Origin of the sequence: Cohnella baijiui (assembly GCF_020731285.1) — a bacterium.
Lineage (GTDB): Bacteria > Bacillota > Bacilli > Paenibacillales > Paenibacillaceae > Cohnella.
In genome coordinates, this window is sequence record NZ_JAJFOW010000003.1 from 93454 (window position 1) to 113944 (window position 20491).

A 20491-nucleotide genomic window follows, 5' to 3' on the forward strand; every position below is an offset into this window, starting at 1 on the left:
ATCTTGTTTATACTTAATGAAATGTAGCATCGATGTTTGAGATAATGAGGTGTTAAATTTGAGAAGTTTTGCTTTATGGTATTCATTACAAGATTCCAATCTTGAAAAAAACAAAGAGGCAACTGTACATATTAATTTATGGGACCAGAACAAAAAGAATAAGACTTATTGTTTTGACTTTGGTCTTTTGATTGAGGATGTTTCGAAAATCGATAAAGTCTTTCTGTATGCACCATTTAAGATGGACATGACTCAAATCTCTGATCTGGGGAGTGTAATCTCGAACAATCAATTGGTCAGTGCAATTTTTAATGAAGATTTTACTACTACTGAAGGTCAACCCAAACGGTTGATTGTAAACGGTGTGAAAAATAAGCCGGATTTTATCATTTATTCCCTAGATAAAGAAGACCAACTTATACTTAGAAAATGTAAGAGCAGATCAGTTACTCCAGGTACGATAATTGAATTAGACATTAAAGGAATTAAACTAGATGTGATAACTAGATATTATTTTCGCTTCCGTTTAAAAGTGAACAGAAATGATATCGAGTTAATTAACGATGAAATTCAAGGAGTCAGCTTTTTTAATGACCATTTTACAAACACTGAAATTATCGATTTTAGATTAAATGATATTCGCAGTTGTAGCGAAGAGTTAAGGGAACAGTTTCAAAAAGGATATAGATTCAATTTTTTAGCAGTACACTATCTTATACTGAGAAATGCTAATGATGTAATTATACAGTATGGTAAAGAAATTAATAGTAGAATGTTGGAAAATGACCTGTGGAAAGATTATATAGAAGGTGTCGATTATAATATTATTGCGTATCATATGAAAAGTAAGGCTAAAGAAGTCAATGATCCTCAAACAGGCGAGACTTCAAAAAAATACGTTGAAGATTTTTCGGATTTATCACGATTTCAATATAAAAAAGGTACGATATTTGTTGTTTTTTGTTACATAACAGGAATTGTTATTCTTGGGGCAATAGGTGGAGTGCTTGGCAATTGGGTGTCTCAGTTTCTTTTTTAATAAGTAAAAGGAGATGTTCTTCGGTGGAAGGGGACGTTGTTAAGAATGTTTTTCTTAGGATATCTGAAATAGAGCCGAGCGAATTAAGGAAGTATATTATTAGTGAAATAGGCGAGAAGTCTAAAGATAAATTGTATAATTATTTGAAGGACTTGTCAGAAAGCTATCCGCAATTTGAAGAGTGGTTTTACAAAGTTGTGATCCCTGAAGTTGAAAACAAGAATGGAGAAAGGGAAATTATAGCTGTTCTTTCCGAGATTGAAGGAAATCCCCAAGCAATTCTTAGTGGAATTGCTATTCTAAAAAAAACAAAGTTTGAAAAGAAAATTTGCACTTTTCGTGTACATGAAGATTTTAGAAATAAAGGAATAGGTACAGAGCTTTTTGAAAGGTGCTTTGAATATCTTGGCACAAAAAAACCAGTAATATCTATTTCGGAAGACCGAATTGAAATGTTCGGGTATCATATTGAAAAATACGAATTTGAAAAAACGCAAGAGCTTTGTGGGATATATAAACCTAATTCCATTGAATATGTTTTTAACGGTTACTTAAAATAATTAAAGGTGGCAAGTTAAAACTTTAACTAACTTTTGAACGGTAGCGCCGCACTCTAAATCGAGTTGCAGCACTACCATTTTTGTTCTAAAGCTTATTATTGTAGGGACATTATATTAGTTCGCAGAGATTAATATGAAGAATTCGGTTATTCATACATTCCGATATCATTTTTAACCGCTTCTAGTCTAATTCCCCGCAGCTTGCTGCGAGGCGCTTCATTTGAATCAGCTGCAAATGACTTTGAGGTCAATACTGTAGGTATCCATTAAATACGATGCGGTTCCGCTTAAAATACGAAGCATATCGTCCGTAATACCTTGTGAATTGATACCTGGCTGTACAATTTTTATTTCAACTTTTACTGGGAAAACACGCATCTTATTTTTAATCTCTCGAAGTTTTTGCAAATTACCAATTTCAAACCTAGTTCCACCTGATCGTGCACGAGAAGATTCGCGTTTCATAAGGCGATCAATAATTGAGGCGGGTTCTTGGCACCATTTAACAGATTTTTCAGCTTGTCCACAGACTTCATACAAATCTGCAACTCGCGCTCCAGGATTTTCACCATGTGCATATTTACAGTGGTAAAATTGAATGGTTATTTTTCCAGCCTCATCGATAATACTTACAATATCTGCAACTTCACCTGCACCGTCATCATCAAATATCACACAATATTTATTGGAGGAGACCAATTTCTGAATAGTGTGATATTGAATGCTCTGTATATCACGTTGTATACCTTGAGATTCTTTCTGGAGATCTACATTGCTCCAATCCCATGATATTATTCGTTCTTTATTGAATACTGGTGGCGCCGAGGTCATTCTTACAATGAGATTTCCTTCTAACATTGATTGATCAACAAACTTTATGCGAGGTGGGAATTCATTGAAAAATTCTGTCATCCGGTATTCGCGTTTACTCCTTTTGAGTATCAATCCTGTTGGTTTTATAGCTTTAAATTCAAATTCTCTGTTCGATATTTGAAGCTCGTATTCCTCGCAAACATAATCGTTTCCGATAGTGAATCGGATCGGATCGGTCTCACTATGATCTGAAAGTCTGATCTCCAAATCATAAATTGAATAAGTGTTTGGACCATGCTTGATAAGAAAACTGCTGTCATTAATCAAATCCATGTCAATAGGCCATTCTATTCCGTAAGGAACAGATGTTGGACGGTCATTGATGATCTCAGGTACTAATGCGCCTTCAAATATCTTAGAGGTGTTGATTTTTTCATTTTGTAGACGAGCAGCTATCTCATTACACCAGTTCAACCAATAATCCATGCTCTCAACCCACTTAGACCAGATACGACCTTTGTAAGAACAACCAATACTTATCTTGCCGTTTCCACTATATCCAGCTCCAAATAAATTGGATTTGTACGAGGTTTCTTTTTGTGATTCAGTAATACCAATGCCTATATCAATCCCTGCAAACATTCGGTATCGAATGGGACCGTCGATTGCTGACTTAAGTCCGACAGTACCCAACATTAAACGCTTGATCCCATGCAAACACCGAAACACTGTTTCTCCGCGAATTTTATCGTGTTGGGAAAATAGCACATCTGCTAGGGTATCTGAAATGCTCTTATTCGTACTGTTTATAAAGAACATATTTATTTTGGGATTCCAATAGACTAAATGCAAATGCCAGTTAGTATCACTAATTCCTTTGAAAGAGGTCCAGTCAATATTTGAATCCTGTTTTTCAACAATGACTATAATTCCAGTTTCATTATTTATTGTGAAGAAGCAATTATCAGGGTCAAACACATTATAAATTCCATCTGGATTCCAACTTTTCTCTTTGTTATTGTATGCTATCATACTAATCTTAGGTCGTAATTGTTGTATAGTCATGCCATGTAGTGAAGAAACATTAAATCCTTCTGCAAGTTCTTGAAGGGATAATTCTTTGTTAATTTCTCGATTAGCCAAAACATGAAGTAATACATTCCAGTCGGAATCCTGGGAGTACAGTTCTCGGAGTGATTCATTGAGTTCATCATTCGCTATATTTGTAATGACTGTTGCCGTACCAAGCCCTTTTTTGGACCTTGCAAATCGTCCGATAAATTGCAGCGTTATAGGCAATGATTTGTACTTATCATGTACGGCAGCTATTTTGAGGCTAGGTATGTCAATGCCTTCTCCAAACATATCGACACAAACAACAACTCTTGCGTCTCCATTTTTAAGTGCGGTCATTGAAACTGCTCTATCAGTTGGTGGAATATCGCTATGTACTAACACTGGATTGTACTGTGAAAAGTAAGGGTGATATATCTTTTTATATAAACGATCTGCTGAACGCTTGTCTTTTGCACGGACAAGAATGACGTGATTATATCCAGCTTCTAGATCTTTTTCAAGTTGGTTTACTGCAGCCGTAGCAATAGCCAAGTCTCCTTTTTCTTCGTCAAATTCAAGGATGGGAAGAAAATTGATCTCTTGAAAATACCCCTGTTCTTGAGCCATGGATAGTGGGAAATTGTAAATTATTCTTCCATCAACCTTCTTCCCATCATTTCTAAAAGGCGTTGCTGTGAACTGCAAGCATTTTACTTTTCTCAATTTGTATTTTACAGATGCCCACGTATTGGCTGCGATATGATGCGCCTCATCAACGATTAGTGTATCGCAAGTATTCCGTATTGCCTCCAAATAATTATCAGGAAATCTTTGCAATAGTGCCATTGTTGTTACTACAACATTTGATTTATTAAGAATTGTCTGAAGATCAGAAAGCTCTTTTGGAGTTCTAAGTAGTGTTGTCACGGCAGGCTTCAATGCAATGTCATTAATGACACCAATATCTTGTAATATTCCAAAAGTCATAAATTTTTCAGCAGTTTGCTTTCTTAATAAGTTACTTGGCACAACAATCAAAGTTCGATCTATCATTTCCGATACAACAGTTGCAATCATTGTCTCTGTTTTGCCTGTGCCTGTTGGCATAACGACAGTAGCATGCTCACTCGATACAGTCCAGTGTGCTTTTATTGAACATAAAGCACCAAGTTGTGCAGGACGAAGTCCAGTAGTTCCTTCGTCTGGTGCTACAAGCGATAAAACACCACGCCAAGAGGAGGCAACACGACTAACGTCTATAAGTTCATCTTCTGGTGTCGATTGGACTTGCAAAATTTGATTGTTCCCAGCTACATGGCTGACAATATTCATATAATCAGCTCCCTTAAAAGCCAATATGATGATAGTTCAAATATAGATGAACAGAATCGAACGAGTAATTTTAATTAATTATCTATATTATACCATTTCTAAGGCATCACGAAGTAAGAGAGAGATTTAATATAAATTCGTTGAAAAGTACACACTGTTTACCTTTTCTAGGTATTAGTTTAAATAAAGTCAAGCGTAGCCCCACTGACAAGGAGTGAGGCATGTCTCCATGTCCCAGACAATACATGTGGAGTGCTGTGCGTTGATAGTTAGAAGTAAAGAATAAGCAGAGGGGTTCGAAAATCTGTAAAAGATTCTCGGACTCCCATCTGCTTTTATTTCAATACGGTCTATAACTTTATGAAGCAATTCTGGAGTAAGTTCCTTGAATGAAATGAAGTTTTCAAGGTCCTTTTTTAGTTCTTTGAAGGCTAAAGTGTTATCACTTCTTGAAGTGATTTTTCGAGTAGATGCTTCTTTTGTAAGATTTCATCGGTTTCTTCGTTTATGGAAACGTATTCGTCATATTCATTTTTTGGCACCTATACCATGGATACAATGCTTGCTTTTAACGCATACATCGCCCAGATCAAGGTCGTTAATAATAGGGTCTGCATAGTCCTCAATATATAATTTTTGCTGACCTAAAGGCTTTTCCAACAGGAACGAATATACTGAACATTGATAAATACGAAGATTATAAATAGTGACTGCGAACTAATACTGCTGATTGTTGATTCTAGCTATACATCAATTTACTGTAAAGATGTCGAAACCCTGAATCAATTACACACTAATGCGAAGATGGTTAACGTCGATTCATTAGCATATATTACAGATGATAATGACTTCAGAAAGACATTAAAAGTTAGATGAACTCCACAGACGAATGTGTGATCGCAAACCACTGCACAAACAGACAGGGATTTACTAGCGTTAAGATAAATTTTCAGGAGGAGGTTAATTGTTTATGGAAGCCTAGGTTCCATATGAGAAAGTTCGAAAATCCCCTCCTGATTTCAGAGTAAGGTATAGGTTGTATTCCGAAGAAGAGGGCGGGAGAAAAAATCCCACGTTTCAGGGCCTGCGTTGTGATTTTTCATATGACGGAGACGACATTCAAAAGACGGGAATATTTGCTATTCATCCTGAGTTTGAAGATGAGTTCGGAAACATTATTCTCGACAAAAGTATTCCTGTGCCAAAACAAGGTACTGCATGCATGTGGATACTTTAGCCTCCGCTTTTTTTATAAATCAGATATAATTTCGGAAAGTAGCGAATTGTATATAGTTAGGAAGACGAATGAACCGCAAGCCCCGTATGAAGTTTTTAATCCAGGGGTGGATGTGTTTTCAGAGTACGTTGATTCGGCATCATAAACAAAGTTGTTTGTTTCGAGACAAACCAGATTATGATGAAGACACAAACCAGTTAACGGGATACTCCAAAAGTTATAGTATAATATGTTGCTTAAAGCACATTTTCGCAAAATGAAGGGGTGTCCCATAAGTCATGATAATGACGATGGGACACCCCTTTTTATCCGGGCTAAACAGCAGTCTGCACATTAAATGTTCTTTCTTAAAGCAAATGTCCGCCAGACACTTCAATGTCCTGGGCTGTAACCCAGCCGAAATCATCGGACAATAAGTTCACAATGACCTTCGCCATATCTTCGGGTTGGCCGATTCTGCCAAATACAGATTGCTCAGCCAGCGGCTTAATGAATTCGGGATGTTTATCGAATACTCCGTCGCCAAAATTGCTGTGCGTAGGACCGGGCGAAACTGCGTTGACCCGAATTTGGCGAGGTGCAAGTTCTTTGGCGATGTAGCGAGTCCAAGTTGAGAATGCTGCTTTTAACGAGCCGTAAACGGAGTAGCCTGGAAATGATTGGTTTTTGGATGAGCTCGTGGTATTTACAATAGCTCCAGCATCCTTCATGAATCCGACAAGTTGTTGTGTTAAAAAAATCGGTCCTTTGAAGTTCGTATTAAGAATCATGTCGAAGTATTCTTCGCTCATCTCAGTGAACATCATTGGCCCACCGACACCGCCATTATTAACTAAGTAATCGAAAGTCGTTCTGTTCCAAATGTCTTGGAGGCTCTTTTTCACTTCTAGAACAAAACCTTCGAATGTTGATATTCGAGTCAGATCCAGCTTCAGTGCAATTGCCCGAACGCCTTTATTCTTCTCAATTTCCTTAACGACGGCTTCTGCCCGGTCCTTATAGGAATTGTATGTGAGAATGACGCTAATTCCGCGCTTGCCAAGCTCAAGCGCCGTCGCTTTTCCAATGCCATTACTGCCACCTGTTACGATCGCAATTTTCATAAGATCCTCCTTATTTTGTGTTCGATCTGGCTTCAATTTTAGTCGCATCTGTGGAAATAATATAGATCTAAAAATGCCTTTTGATTGCCTAAAAACACCACGTTACTTTCGATCAACCCGGATTATTCTTTATATTTATCATTATAAAGAGCCTAAAAATGCCGAAGTAATTCAGAGTTGTGTTGAGGGATAAGAAGTCGCGTGATAAAATAAGCGCATGAATAACGTCCTTGATGAAATTATTGATCTAATGAAAGGCGCAGGTACTAGACAGATTGAAACCGGAGTACCGGGGCTAAGTATGATTAAGGGAGACATCCCCACTCATCAACTCGCAGCGCTCTACGAGCCGATGATTGGTCTTACGGTTCAAGGAACAAAGATTCTTTCAATCGGGGAGCGTAGCACTGACCTGGAAGGGCCATCATATTACGTGTTACCGGTGCATGTTCCTGCAACGGCGAGTGTACATCCAGACCGTGATGGCCGTCCTTACATGTCCCTTGGTCTCAAGTTGAATCAGAATGTTCTTCAGAGTTTATTAAGAGATCTTCCTGAAAATCTGTTACCGACTGCTTCCGAGCATTTCGCAGCTTGTGAAATGGACAATGAATTTATGGAGGCATGGCTGCGCTTATTGCGATTATCGAAATCATCAAGAGATATTCCAGCTCTTGCACCAGCTTATGAGCGCGAAATCCTATATCGCGTTCTGATGGGACCACAAGGATGGTATCTGAGGCAATTCGGTCTGCGGGAAAGTAATTTATCCAAAATTTCCGAGGTTGTAAAATGGTTTCGCGATAATTTTATGAGGCCAATAGACATTGGCGAGATGGCAACAAAATCCGGTATGGCTATAAATACCTTTCACCGTCAGTTTAAAAGGGCAACGGGTTTAAGTCCGATTCAATTTCAAAAGCAATTAAGGCTTTTGGAGGCTAGAAACCTCATTGCATTTGAGGGCTATCCAGTAGCAAGTGCCGCATATCATGTTGGCTATCAAAGTCCCTCACAATTTAATCGAGAGTACTCTCGATTCTTCGGTTCATCTCCAGCTCGGGATACTGAGAACCTAAGAAGAATCGAAAGCACAAGGGATTAGATAGTTAGAAATTTTTGGACGATATGAAACGATGGAATGACGTCGAATAATCGGCGTCTTTTTCGTTTTATTCAAAGGCAATCAAGAAGGGCTGCATGGAGGATGGGAAAATTGGTGCAAGAAAATTACAGGACTCTATCGACAAAATTATTCTACTCCAGTAGAATGTTAATATGTGATTCTACAGCAGTAGAATAAATATGAACGAGGTGGTTCATTTGGTTATGAAGCTTTTCGATAGCGAGCTTCATATTATGGAAATCTTGTGGAAAGAAGGCGATACCCCCGCAAAGAGAATTGCAGAAATTACAAAAGAAAAAGTAGGTTGGAGTAAGACTACAACTTATACCATTATCAAAAGATGCCTTGATAAAGGGGCGATCGAGCGACGGGAACCTAATTTCGTTTGCCATGCGCTTGTTACACGAGAGCAAGCGCAAGAACACGAAACAACAGAGTTGATTAATAAAATGTATGATGGCGCCCCCGACAGACTGATTGCTTCACTGTTGGGACAGAAACGACTGTCGACAGAAGAAATTAGCCGCTTGAAACGTCTTATCGACAGCATGGAATGAGGTGAGGGAATGCCGTTACTTCAAATAAGTATCTCGGCTTCCGTCTTTATTCTTGCCGTTATTTTCTTACGTTCTTTGCTTATTCACAAGCTGCCCAAAATGACCTTTATGTTTCTTTGGGGTGTTGCATTAATTCAATTGCTTGTACCTGTTTCAGTTCAATCGCCATTTAGCATTTTTACGGCAGCGGAACATTTAAGCAGAATGTTTACAGCGCCAAAATTGATTCCCACGCCAGAAAGTTCAACATCAATTAATGGAACTACGGTAATCATGCCACCAATTACAGAGCATGTGACCGCGCCGATTGTACCATTGAAGACGGCTTCACAAATATCGCCTATTGTATGGGTGTGGTTAGTTGGTTCCACGTTGTGTGCTTTATTTTTTATCATTCCGCATGTAAGGTATCGCAAAATCTACAAAATGGCTGTGCCTATTAGAAACGATTTTATAAGAAAATGGCAGCATTCCAATTTGTTATGGCGAGATGTTCAAATCAGGCAACTAGATCATATTTCAACTCCGCTTACATACGGTATTTTTCGGCCTGTTGTACTCTTGCCGAAAAATTTAGACTATGACGAGGAGAAACAACTTGCGCTTATCCTGACCCACGAATTTACGCACATCAAGCGATTCGATACACTCAAAAAATGGATTCTTGCCGCTAGCGTATGCGTCCATTGGTTCAATCCTTTTGTATGGGTCATGTATATCCTTGCCAACCGCGATATCGAGCTATTCTGTGATGAAACAGTCATACGAAAATTTGGGGAAAACACGAAACCTGCTTATGCTAGGGCACTTGTACGTTTGGAAGAGAAGAAAAGCGGTTTGTCGCCGATGATTAGCAGCTTTTCCAAAAACGCGACCGAAGAAAGGATTATATCGATCATGAAAACCAAGAAAATCACGATCGCCACGACGTTGCTCGCTATTGGGCTTGTAGCCAGTGTTGTTATCATCTTTGCGACTTCTGCATTGGACAAAACGGAAGCTTCTACGGGTGTCGACAATCCTACAGCCGAACCTTCATCCGAAGCAGTGCCCGCATTATTTCAAGGTGCCATCACTACCGAAATTGTGCCCGCATTATCTCAAGGTGCCACCATTACAGATTTAATGCCGCACGATTTAACATTCAACAAGAAATATGATGTACCGAAGTTGATAGACAGCCTTATGGATTCAAAGTATCGTGCAGTTTATATGGACAACGAAATATATCTTCGTGTCATGATGGATAACACAATACAGATAAGCAAAGATAATGGCGCGGTTTGGAAAAAATATGATACAGATGAAATCGATGCAAAAGAATTTGCAAAATGGCTGCTGATAAATGATCCGATTCCGGGCTATTCAATGAAAGAAGTTCAGAGTCGCTTGGCAAACGGGGCAGAAGTAAAACATTTAGTGTTTGAAAATGTAAAGGAGATGTATTTCATAATCGACAGGAACGGCGTACAGATTGAACTTGTACAGCCTAAAAAAATATCTTCTGTTCTGATCGACGGTCAAAGAATGATGATTACTTCCGCTATATCAGCCCAGATGCTGAAATCATTTTATGACTTGTTAGTATCGAACAATATACTTTCGGAAACTCATGCAAAACAAGATTATTCGGAAAGAATGAAGTATCTTGAAAAAAATCTCCCTAACTTTATCGTGTCGAAATAAAGGTGGGTTGCCGTCCTTTATGAAGAACCAATCGGCGTCGGTCTAAATGATCGGCGTCTATTCATTTTTGAAAACTTGAAATTCAAACGTAATCGCGAAGGGGTACATCGAAACGGATAAAGTTATCATGATAAGCAGGCTCGATCAATAGCCCGATCGAGCTTTTTTTGCATGTTTCATCGAGTTGTCAAAAAGAATTGTTCCATTGTTGAACGATTAAGGGAGAAGATGTGACCGCGATTGAACTGCTGAAGGACAGAGATATAATCAACTCAAATTACAAATCGCTTTGGAAGGGGGGCAGTAAGGAATGGGAATGGATACGGTACTATGGAGCAAGCTGGTGACAGGAATGACACTAGGGTTCCATGCGATATTCGCGACGATGGGTGTCGGTATCCCTCTCATGATCGCGATTGCCGAGTTCATCGGCATCCGCAAGCAAGATGCTCACTACACACTGATGGCTAAGAGGTGGGCAAGGGGGTTTGTTATATCCGTCGCGGTCGGTGTCGTAACGGGCACGGCGATCTCGCTGCAATTGGCATTGGTGTGGCCGAATTTTATGAAGTTGGCGGGGAACGTTATTGCGCTTCCGTTATTCATGGAGGTGTTTGCATTCTTTTTTGAAGCTATCTTTCTAGGCATTTATCTGTATACGTGGGATCGGTTCAAGAACCCCTACATTCATTGGCTGCTCACGATCCCTATTGTCGCAGGGGCAGGCATGTCCGCTGTTTTTATCACGACTGTGAATGGTTTTATGAATCAACCCGGGGGATTTACGATGCAAGGCGGACAATTTACAGCCGTTAACCCGGTGCAAGCGATGCTGAATACGGCGACGTTCTCCAAAGTGTTCCATGTATTAAGCTCGGCCTACTTAACAGGAGCGGCTTTGCTAGCAGGCATTGCGGCCTTTACGATGCTTAGAAAAGGGGTCACTGGATACCACAAAAAGGCGCTAAAGCTTATGATGGCCGTTGTCATGTTGTTCGGACTGCTAAACACGGTAGCAGGAGATGTATCCGCCAAGTTCTTGGCCGAGCATCAACCGGAGAAGCTGGCTGCTGCGGAATGGCATTTTGAGACCGAGAGCGGCGTGGATTTGATTCTTTTAGGATGGCTTAATGCCGAGCATCAAATTATAGGCGCACTTCACCTGCCCAAGATTCTCAGCTTCCTGGCTTTTGGAAATTTTAACGCGAAAGTAACAGGTCTGAACGAATTTCCTTCGGATGAACAACCTCCGCTCCTTGTGCATTATTTTTTTGACTTGATGGCTGGCATCGGGTTTGCGTTATTGGGCATATCCGTTCTGTATTTCCTATTTGCATTATGGAAAAAACGCAATGAGCACAACAAATGGCTACTCCGCATTATGGCTTTAGGCGCGCCGCTCGCATTCCTGGGAGTCGAGCTGGGCTGGTTTTACGCCGAGTTGGGGCGGCAACCGTGGATTTTACGAGGATATATGCGTGTAGAAGAAGCGGCGACGTCATCGCCAAGCGTGAGAATTCTTTTTTTCCTCTTCCTTCTTCTCTACATCGTTTTAGGCATGGTTAGCGTTCTTGTACTTCGGCGCTTATTCAACAATAATCCGGCAGAAACCGAGATGGAGAAGTGGGCGCAGCATGCGGGCGACAAGAGGACAGGGAAGGGAGCGCATGCCCGATGAGTTACGATTTGATTGGGATTTCGGTACTTTGGCTGTTTTTGTACGGGTATCTTATTATAGCCTCCATTGACTTTGGAGCCGGTTTCTTTGCCTTTTATGCCCGCTTGACCAAGCAGGACCCCCTCATCAATCGTCTGATTTCTCGTTATTTGTCACCCGTATGGGAGATCACAAATGTATTTTTCGTCTTTTTCTACATCGGCATGATCGGTTTTTTTCCGGATACAGCCTATTACTACGGCTCGGCACTGATTGTTCCGGGGAGTGTTGCAATCGTGCTGCTTGCTATTCGCGGTTCGTTTTATGCATTTGAAAACTATGGTTCCAAAAATAATATCGTCTATCTGTTTTTGTACGGCGCATCGGGTTTGCTGATCCCGGCTTCGTTGTCCGTGACGCTGGCCCTGTCTGAAGGCGGCTTTATCTTGAAGCAGGATCAGACGGTTTCTCTGGATTACTGGGCTTTATTTACCAATCCATTGTCATGGAGCATCGTTGGATTGGCGATTGTGTCTGTCTTGTTTATTAGCGCCTGTTTTCTGGCTTTTTACGCTTCACGGGCAGAGGATCACGCTGCGCTAAAGCTTATGCGGACCTATGCGCTGTTCTGGAGCACACCGGCGATTATTATCGCCCTGACGGCCTTTATCTATTTGGGGCAACACAATGAGCGGCATTATCAAAATATGATGGATTTATGGTGGCTGCTTGCGCTTTCTGTTGCCTTTTTCATGATTGCGATGTGGCTGTTATACCGCGGCCGTCGCTATGGGCTAGCATTTGTTTGCATCATGCTGCAATTTTTCTGCGCCTTTTTCGCTTACGGGATTGGGCAGTATCCCTATATTCTGGATCCCTACATTACGATTCAGAACAGCGTCACCTCATCCTCAATGGGCTTCGCGCTGGTTGTCGTATTTATCGGGGGCATGTGTCTATTGATTCCTTCCCTTATTTTGGTTTTCAAGCTGTTCCTGTTCGATGCGGATTACGTGAAAGGGAAAAAATAGGCCGATTACTCGCAGGCCATTACCATAAAGGAGTTGAGTTGGGTGAGGGGGAAACGAAGCTTGATCGCTATTCAGATGACCGCCCAACGCAAACGTCTCATTTACCTGGCATTCATCTCGCTCGCACTAGGCGCCGCCATTGTAAGTCAGGCTGCATTGCTGGCTGAAGCCGTCCAGCGGATCTTTGTGGAGAGAGCATCTTTTTCATCGGTTGCCCTACTGCTCGGCATCCTACTGGTCGTGATGGCGATACGTACACTGTTGTCATATGGGAACGGGACGGTTGGTTTGCAAATGGCAGCAACCGCCAAAAAAAATATGCGAGCAGCCGTGCTTCAGAATTTTACGTTTGCTTCCATGCCTTCCTCTCTTCGAGGGCAAACGGGGGGAAAGGTCAGTATGGCGCTGGATGCTGTGGATGAGGCGGATAGCTATTTCAGTCAATACATGCCGCGTATGGTGGAAACGGTCATGATCCCCATTTTGATTCTAGTCGTTACGTTTACCCAACATGCCCATTCAGGGATCATCATGCTGGTTACGGCTCCGTTTATCCCGATTTTTATGATTTTGGTGGGGCTGAAAACGAAAAATAAATCAGAAGAAAAGTATGCGCAGTTGGCCGAGTTTGCCGGTACATTTCTAGATTCCCTTCAAGGGCTCGTTACGTTAAAAATATTCGGACGGGCCCGCCGTCAGCAGCAAGAAATCGAACGCAGTAGCTTAAGATACCGTGATGCCACAATGGATATTTTGAAGATTGCGTTTACGAATACCCTCATGCTGGAATCGATTGTGATGCTGAGCATCGGAATTGTTGCTCTCGAGCTGGCCATTCAGCTGCTTGTCTTCCAATCGATGTCGTTTCACACGGCCTTTTTTGTTTTGTTGCTCGTGCCCGAGTTTTACAGCTTACTAAAGAGTTCGGGCACAGCTTTTCATAATGGGCGAACCAGTATGGGGGCGATTCGCAAGGTTGAAACCATGCTCGCGGACACGAACGATAGAAACGATCCGAAAGATCAGCCGGTAGCGCTCCCGACATTCCCGAAGAAGTGGTTTCCAATGCCGCCCTCCATTGAACTGGACAATGTCCGGTTTCAGTATGCACCTGACTCATTTGAGCTGAATACAGGTTCGATCACAATTGGACCAGGAGATCATATTGCCCTCGTCGGTCATAGCGGATCCGGCAAAACAACCTTGCTCCATCTGATTGCTGGATTGCTAAAACCGGCATCGGGGACCATTTTAGTGAATGGAAACCCGCTTACTCCACAGAATGAGACGACATGGTTCGAACATATTAGCTACATTACGCAGCATCCTTACATTTTTGCAGGTACCTTCGCCGATAATATCGCGATCGGTGCCGGGCGGAAGGTCACCAGGGCTGAAATTGAGGTGGCGGCTGCGGACGCGGGTCTTTCGAAGGTTGTATCCCAACTGGAGCAGGGATTTGATACCCCCGTCGGCGAAGGCGGCAGAGGACTTTCCGGTGGGGAAAAGCAACGACTTGCCTTAGCGCGGGCTTTTTTGAAGCGACCCTCCCTTATTTTGTTCGATGAGCCGACCGTCGGACTCGATCTTCATACCGAGGGCATCCTGCAACGTTCGATTGCAACCTTGGCAAAATCGGCGACGATGATTACGGCGGCTCACCGATTGTATACCATTCGACATGCGGACAACATTTTGATTATGGACCATGGCGTCCTAGCGGGCTCGGGACACCACGACGAGCTTATGAAACGCCTGCCTGCGTATGCAGAGATGGTCGATGTCCAACGCAAAGGGGTGCCGGGATGAACGAGTTGGCTATTTTGTCTCAAGCTATGATTCGGGAGCGCAAAGATATTATTCTTTCCATTTTAGGCGGATTTGTCGCCGGCATCGCTGGTGTGGTCCTCTTTTCCACGAGCGGATATCTGATTTCGCAAACGGTGTTTGAACCTCCGCTTTATACGCTGATCGTACTTACTTCGTTGGTCAAGCTGCTTGGTTTACTTCGAGCGGTGAGTCGGTATGGCGAGCGCATATATTCCCACCGAGCGACATTCTCTATGCTTAGCCGTTTGCGATCATCCTTCTTTGCCAAGCTCATTCCTTTAACGCCAGGCATTTTAAATAAGAACCGAAGCGGGGATCTGCTTGCGCGAATCGTTGGGGATGTAGAGAGTTTGCAGCACTATTTTTTACGCGTCGCGTATCCGCCGATCATTGTAGTCATGGTGTTCTTGACGACAATGCTGGCTACCGCCTCCTTTTCTTTCTGGATGGCTTGCTTGATGCTACTCGGTATGCTGGGAACCGTATTGGTCGTGCCGGGAATCGTACTGCTAGGATATCGGAAAATCAATGGGCATGTTCGCAAGCAGCGGGCGCTGTTGTCTACGGAAGTAACAGAGGTGTTGTATGGTTTCCGGGATCTTAAAGTTTATGGGCAGCTTGCGCAGCGGGAACAGCAACTTCGCCAAGCTTCCGCTGCATTGGCAGTCGAGCAGCAGCGAGAGGCCGGACATCTGCTACGCGGACAATCGATGCATGCCTTTGTCACGTATCTGATTTCCTGGGGGGTGTTGGCGCTGGGTGCTTATCTGATATCGGACGGAACGCTAGCCGGCGTATATCTGGCTATGCTTGTCATGGCCTCACTAACCGTATTTGAAGAAGCAGCGGCTATGGCCACGTTGCCTGCATACAAGCAAGATAGCGAACATGCAGCCAAGCGGCTGACGGAAGAAGTATTAACTCCCACCCTGCAGCCGTTGCAGCCAAGTCGCACGTTGAATGCCGACCATGCCGTTTCTATTGAGTTATCCGGCGTTTCCTTTCAATATGAAGGGGAGTGGAGGCCAGCGTTGAAGAGCTTATCGTTGCAAATTCCACCAGGATCCAAAACGGCCATTGTCGGACCTAGCGGTTCAGGAAAGTCTACGCTGATGGAGTTGTTGCTCAAGCTGCGTACGCCGACGGCCGGGGATTTGCGACTGAGCGGCATATCGGTACAAGAGCTGGAGGAGTCGAGCATTTGGAAAACGGCTAATGTCGTGCTGCAGCAAAGCCATTTTTTTCGGGGAACGATCCGGGATAACTTGCTCATAGATGGTGAGGACCATTCGGACGGCGACCTGTTGGATATCCTCGCTAAAGTGCAATTGCCGACCACTTCATTAACGGACCCCGTGTACGAAAAGGGAGAAAATTTATCGGATGGCGAAAAACAACGCTTGGCCCTGGCGCGGGCCATGCTTCGCAATGGGAAGCTATGGCTGCTGGATGAGCCGACGTCTTCGCTGGACTATGTGACAGAGCAACGTGTTTTGACACACCTATACGAACAAGCATCCGAAGATACGCTTCTACTGATCTGCCACCGGCTTAACGGTTTGGAAGGAATGGACAAAATCGTCGTCATGGAGCAAGGAAGGGTCATCGAAACGGGATCGTATTCAGAGTTAATGGAGCAAAACGGCTATTTTTATAAAATGAAACAAATGGAGCTACAATTAATCGGCGAAGCCCATTGACACGGAATGGTCATAATCTTCGAGGAAAATAACCACTTCGGGCCATTCGACTAGACCCATAAAACGCGATAATAGCAACAGGCATAGGGTTGAAGTTCCATAAAGGAGCTGTGGAGCGGTGAGCCAAATAAACAGAGTTTTGCTTGCAGAATCATTGCAAGAGCATAGAGAGCGGATCAAATACCTGCTGGAGATGGACCCGCTATTCGAGGTCGTAGCGGAAACTGGCTGCGGAAGGGATGCGATATCACTCGCCGCTTCATTAAAGCCGGAGCTTGCGCTTGTTGCGATAGAGTTGCGCGATATGAAGGGTACACAAACCATTCAAGAAATGAAAAAGATGAATCCCCAAATGTTAATCGTATTGATAGCAGAAAATGCTGACGTTGAGCATTTTTTTGAAGCTCTGAAAAGCGGGGCGCAAGGTTACTTGCTCAAGTCGGTGCACCCTGCTTCCTTTCACGAGTATCTGAGATCGCTCTTGATCGAGGATGCGACTCTGCCGAGAGAGCTTGGATATCAAATTTTAAAGCAGTTTGTTACTGAGAATATCCCGCATGGAGAACAACCCATTCTTAGCGCAATGGAAACGGCAGTATTAAGAAATCTGTGCAGAGGATTCAAGATCGAAGAAATCGCCGACCGGTTGGTATTACCGGAAAATAATGTTAGACTTATACTGAATGATATTTTTTTTAAGTTGAAATTAACGAATCGTACTCAGCTTGTCACTTATGCGGCCGATAAAGGAATTTTTATGTCTAAGGTAAGCTCGAAAAAAAGAAATATATAAAACGTACGGAACGGAATTAACGAATGAGAAGTTAATGTGGGAAGGCAAGTCCAAAAGCAACTGAACCCGCCCTTTTTTCTTCTGCATATATGGATTAATATTTCACATCCGCGTATTCCGGTCTTGTCTCCAATTGTCTCTTAGCAAAAGGACAAAGCCCGATTAACCTGATCTTATTCTGCCGCGCATAATTAACAACTTCAGACATTAACTCCTCAGCCAATCCTTGTCCGCGATAATGTTCATCCACATAGGTGTGGTCGATAATATAGAGCGTTTCACTGGTAGTACTATATGTCATTTCGGCCACCAGCTTCCCGTCTTTTTGAATATAAAATTGATGTCCATCCGCATGATGTTGAACCTTATCCATATCTTTCACTCCTTATCAGTCTTGTTTGTCAGCTTATAGGTCAGTGCTCCGCTTGGACAAGTGTCGATATGGGCAGCGATCTTGTCCGCAGGTGATTCCGTAGCATTAACCCATGGCCGCTTGCTCAGATCAAATACCTCGGGCATCCCTTTTACACAAACGCCGGAATGAATGCATTTCTTCGAATCAAAATAGATTTCGATTTCTTCGCCTTTGTACACTTTCTTATCCATGTTGAACACGCCTTTCCATCATGAAAATACGGAACTTTCTACTCGTTAAAGGAAATGGTTCATGTAATTCAATGATCGTTACTGGGTAAAGTATAGATGTAGAAATTCAACTTGTCTATTCTGAGTCAGTTTGGACGTCGGAGCAGGCGGCTGAAACCATGTTGGCTGACGAGGTCGAGGGGCGATGGATCCCGAATACTGCAAGGGTGTACATGGATAGGAATACAACAAAGGACCGTCAGGGAACGAACGTATCCCTGACGGTTTTTCTTCTTTGGTGTTGACACTTGCTGGAAGTGGCATTATAGTATGTTACAAGACTAACATACTGGCATGGTGGTGAAGAGGTGGCAATCTTCGACGATGGGCAGCCGATTTTCCAGCAAATCGCCCACATGATCGAGGATGACATCTTGAACGGTACTTACCGCGAAGACGATCAGATCATCTCGATGGCGCAATTCGCGAGTACGTTCCAGATCAATCCGGCGACCGTGGTGAAGGGCATCGCATTGCTCGTGAACGAAGGGATTCTATATAAAAAGCGAGGGCTGGGCATGTACGTGGCGGCCGATGCGCGGAAAATCATTTTGAGTAAACGAAGGGACCGGTTCTACAACGAATTGGTCTCGAAGCTGCTGGACGAAGCGGAGAAACTCGACATGACGTACGAAGACGTGATCGACATGATCAAACAGAAGAAGGGGAGCTGACTGGCCGATGAACGTCATGATGGAATGCACGAACCTGAACAAGAGCTATGGTAGAACCGATGCGGTGCGCCAACTGGACTTGAGATTGGAAGAGAACACGGTGTATGGACTGCTCGGACGCAACGGAGCCGGCAAAACGACGCTGCTCAACATGATGACCGGCGGCATCTTCCCCGACTCCGGGACGATCAAAGTCGGCGGAGCGCCGCTGGGCCCGGGGGAAACGCCGAAAGACACGTGTTACATCCGGGAAAAGAACTTTCATTTCGGCGGAGCCAAGGTGATCGAGATCTTGCAGATCGCTTCCGCGTTCCATCCGAACTGGGATTGGGATTTCGCGAATGAACTGGTCCGTACGTTCAAGCTGAACCCGAACAAAAAAATGCGGCAGCTCTCCAGGGGGATGGAGTCGCTCGTCGGCAATATCGTCGGACTGGCGAGCCGAGCGCCGCTTACGATCTATGATGAACCGGTACTTGGACTTGACGTGCTGATGCGGGAGAAATTCTATAGCGTCCTGATGGAAGATTACGCGTTGAATCCGCGGACGATCCTGCTGTCCACGCATCTGATCGACGAGATCTCCAAAGTGGTCGAACGCGTCTATATTCTGGAAGCCGGCAACATCCTCCTGCACGATGACGTGGACAACATCCGGACCCAGTCTTTCATGCTGACAGGCAGCAATGAAGCGCTCGACCAATTCACGAGAGGCAAACGCGTGATCTACAAGGAGTCTTACGGGAAAGGCAGCTTGGCGGCCGTATACGACAGGATCGGAGAAGACGAGCGGCTGCAGGCAAGCAAAATGGGCATTTCGGTCGATGGGCTGCCCTTGCAGAAATTTTTTGCTTATTTCATCGAGGGGAGCGGGCACGTTGAATAAATCGTTGGCCATTTGGAAGGCATCGTTCTTGCAGCTTCGGATCTATCTGCTCTGCGTGCTGGCTGTTGTAGGGGCGGGCTTTATCGCGAACTTTATCGTATTCTTATCGGTCGGCAGCGAAGATAGCACCCAAGTGTCACCCATGAATCAACTGGTCATTTGCCTCATCTTCGTGGGAAGCGTACTTCCCGCCGGTTTCTTCAAACGAATCCTCAATGTCGGGGCCACGCGCAAAGAATATTATGTCGGGTTGCTGACCATTTACGCGATATGGGCAGCCGCAGCGGCGATAGCGAATCTGCTGTGGTGGAAGCTGGAAGTCGGAATCATTCGGGATTACACGGGCACGTTCAACATCATCGAGATTTTCCATTGGGACCAATTCGGAGTGCTGGGCGTGCTCGTCTATCAGTTTGGAACCTACATGCTGCTGATGTCCCTATTGTCGCTGTTGTTCTCGGGATTGCGGCACGTGGCCGGCTGGATCCTCTGGGTCGTCTTGATCGCGGCCATCCCGATCGGCACGTCGGTGCCCACGCTCCAGCCGAAAGTGGCGGACTTCTTTCAGACGCTGCTGTTCAACGATTCGCTGTGGAAGGGATTCGGGCTGGAACTGGTCTTAATCCTCGCTTTCCTGGCGGGCGGTTGGTTGTTCACGAGAAAAAGAAGCTTCTACTAATAGACTTGCTTGCCGGATAACCTCGACCTAAGGCCATCGAACGTCCTCATCCCCGGGTTGGGGCGTCCGTAGGGTTCGATCGGTTAG

At 43.8% G+C, this 20491-nt stretch carries 18 protein-coding genes; 14 read left to right on the forward strand and 4 right to left on the reverse strand.

The features are described 5' to 3' along the window. Positions 1-58 precede the first annotated feature (58 nt). A complete protein-coding gene (locus LKX83_RS04035) occupies positions 59-1039 on the forward strand; it encodes a hypothetical protein (protein ID WP_227880879.1) in 981 nt (326 codons plus the stop codon). Positions 1040-1062: 23 nt separating this feature from the next. Next, a complete protein-coding gene (locus tag LKX83_RS04040) occupies positions 1063-1599 on the forward strand; it encodes a GNAT family N-acetyltransferase (protein ID WP_227880880.1) in 537 nt (178 codons plus the stop codon). 225 nt (positions 1600-1824) lie between these two features. On the opposite strand, the gene LKX83_RS04045 is transcribed toward LKX83_RS04040, so the two are convergent. After that, positions 1825-4800 carry a DEAD/DEAH box helicase gene (locus tag LKX83_RS04045; RefSeq protein WP_227880881.1) on the reverse strand — a complete coding sequence of 992 codons (2976 nt, stop codon included), beginning with the start codon at positions 4798-4800 and terminating at the stop codon, positions 1825-1827. A 681-nt stretch (positions 4801-5481) separates the two neighbouring features. Between LKX83_RS04045 and LKX83_RS34225 the strand changes: the two genes are divergently transcribed. Then, complete coding sequence (locus LKX83_RS34225) at positions 5482-5676, forward strand: DUF2691 family protein (RefSeq protein WP_227880882.1); 195 nt, start codon at positions 5482-5484, stop codon at positions 5674-5676. Positions 5677-6384: 708 nt separating this feature from the next. Here the strand turns inward: LKX83_RS34225 and LKX83_RS04055 are convergent. Then, complete coding sequence (locus LKX83_RS04055; protein WP_227880883.1) at positions 6385-7140, reverse strand: SDR family NAD(P)-dependent oxidoreductase; 756 nt, start codon at positions 7138-7140, stop codon at positions 6385-6387. 217 nt (positions 7141-7357) lie between these two features. On the opposite strand from LKX83_RS04055, the gene LKX83_RS04060 reads away from it, so the two are divergent. The 8 genes from LKX83_RS04060 (at position 7358) to LKX83_RS04095 (ending at position 17520) form a co-directional block, all read left to right on the forward strand. Beyond that, complete coding sequence (locus tag LKX83_RS04060; protein ID WP_227880884.1) at positions 7358-8245, forward strand: AraC family transcriptional regulator; 888 nt, start codon at positions 7358-7360, stop codon at positions 8243-8245. A gap of 224 nt (positions 8246-8469) precedes the next feature. Beyond that, entirely contained in the window at positions 8470-8823 is a 354-nt protein-coding gene (locus LKX83_RS04065) for a BlaI/MecI/CopY family transcriptional regulator (RefSeq protein ID WP_227880885.1), read from the forward strand. Positions 8824-8832: 9 nt separating this feature from the next. Continuing rightward, the gene (locus tag LKX83_RS04070) at positions 8833-10509 is read left to right on the forward strand and encodes a M56 family metallopeptidase (protein WP_227880886.1); all 1677 of its coding nucleotides are present in this window, start codon (positions 8833-8835) and stop codon (positions 10507-10509) included. Between the two features lie 310 nt (positions 10510-10819). Continuing rightward, entirely contained in the window at positions 10820-12187 is a 1368-nt protein-coding gene (locus LKX83_RS04075) for a cytochrome ubiquinol oxidase subunit I (protein WP_227880887.1), read from the forward strand. Further along, entirely contained in the window at positions 12184-13197 is a 1014-nt protein-coding gene (locus LKX83_RS04080) for a cytochrome d ubiquinol oxidase subunit II (protein WP_227880888.1), read from the forward strand. Before LKX83_RS04075 ends, LKX83_RS04080 begins: the two co-directional genes overlap by 4 nt. A gap of 75 nt (positions 13198-13272) precedes the next feature. Next, positions 13273-15006 carry a thiol reductant ABC exporter subunit CydD gene (gene cydD, locus LKX83_RS04085; protein ID WP_227881117.1) on the forward strand — a complete coding sequence of 578 codons (1734 nt, stop codon included), beginning with the start codon at positions 13273-13275 and terminating at the stop codon, positions 15004-15006. Next, entirely contained in the window at positions 15003-16727 is a 1725-nt protein-coding gene (gene cydC, locus LKX83_RS04090) for a thiol reductant ABC exporter subunit CydC (RefSeq protein WP_227880889.1), read from the forward strand. The genes cydD and cydC overlap by 4 nt, the downstream gene beginning before the upstream one ends. Before the next feature lie 118 nt (positions 16728-16845). After that, the gene (locus LKX83_RS04095; RefSeq protein WP_227880890.1) at positions 16846-17520 is read left to right on the forward strand and encodes a response regulator transcription factor; all 675 of its coding nucleotides are present in this window, start codon (positions 16846-16848) and stop codon (positions 17518-17520) included. Between the two features lie 94 nt (positions 17521-17614). Here the strand turns inward: LKX83_RS04095 and LKX83_RS04100 are convergent, their stop codons facing one another. Together LKX83_RS04100 and LKX83_RS04105 are read right to left on the reverse strand one after the other, a co-directional pair. Next, entirely contained in the window at positions 17615-17893 is a 279-nt protein-coding gene (locus LKX83_RS04100; RefSeq protein WP_227880891.1) for a GNAT family N-acetyltransferase, read from the reverse strand. A 5-nt stretch (positions 17894-17898) separates the two neighbouring features. After that, positions 17899-18126, reverse strand: coding sequence for a (4Fe-4S)-binding protein (locus LKX83_RS04105; RefSeq protein ID WP_227880892.1), 228 nt, complete (start codon positions 18124-18126; stop codon positions 17899-17901). A gap of 347 nt (positions 18127-18473) precedes the next feature. Between LKX83_RS04105 and LKX83_RS04110 the strand changes: the two genes are divergently transcribed. The 3 genes from LKX83_RS04110 to LKX83_RS04120 are packed head-to-tail and all read left to right on the forward strand — an operon-like array spanning position 18474 to position 20404. Continuing rightward, entirely contained in the window at positions 18474-18839 is a 366-nt protein-coding gene (locus LKX83_RS04110) for a GntR family transcriptional regulator (RefSeq protein ID WP_370639019.1), read from the forward strand. A gap of 7 nt (positions 18840-18846) precedes the next feature. Next, positions 18847-19725: an ATP-binding cassette domain-containing protein gene (locus LKX83_RS04115; RefSeq protein ID WP_227880893.1), complete on the forward strand. Its 879-nt coding sequence runs from the start codon at positions 18847-18849 to the stop codon at positions 19723-19725. After that, positions 19718-20404, forward strand: coding sequence for a hypothetical protein (locus tag LKX83_RS04120; protein WP_227880894.1), 687 nt, complete (start codon positions 19718-19720; stop codon positions 20402-20404). The genes LKX83_RS04115 and LKX83_RS04120 overlap by 8 nt, the downstream gene beginning before the upstream one ends. Positions 20405-20491 lie beyond the last annotated feature (87 nt).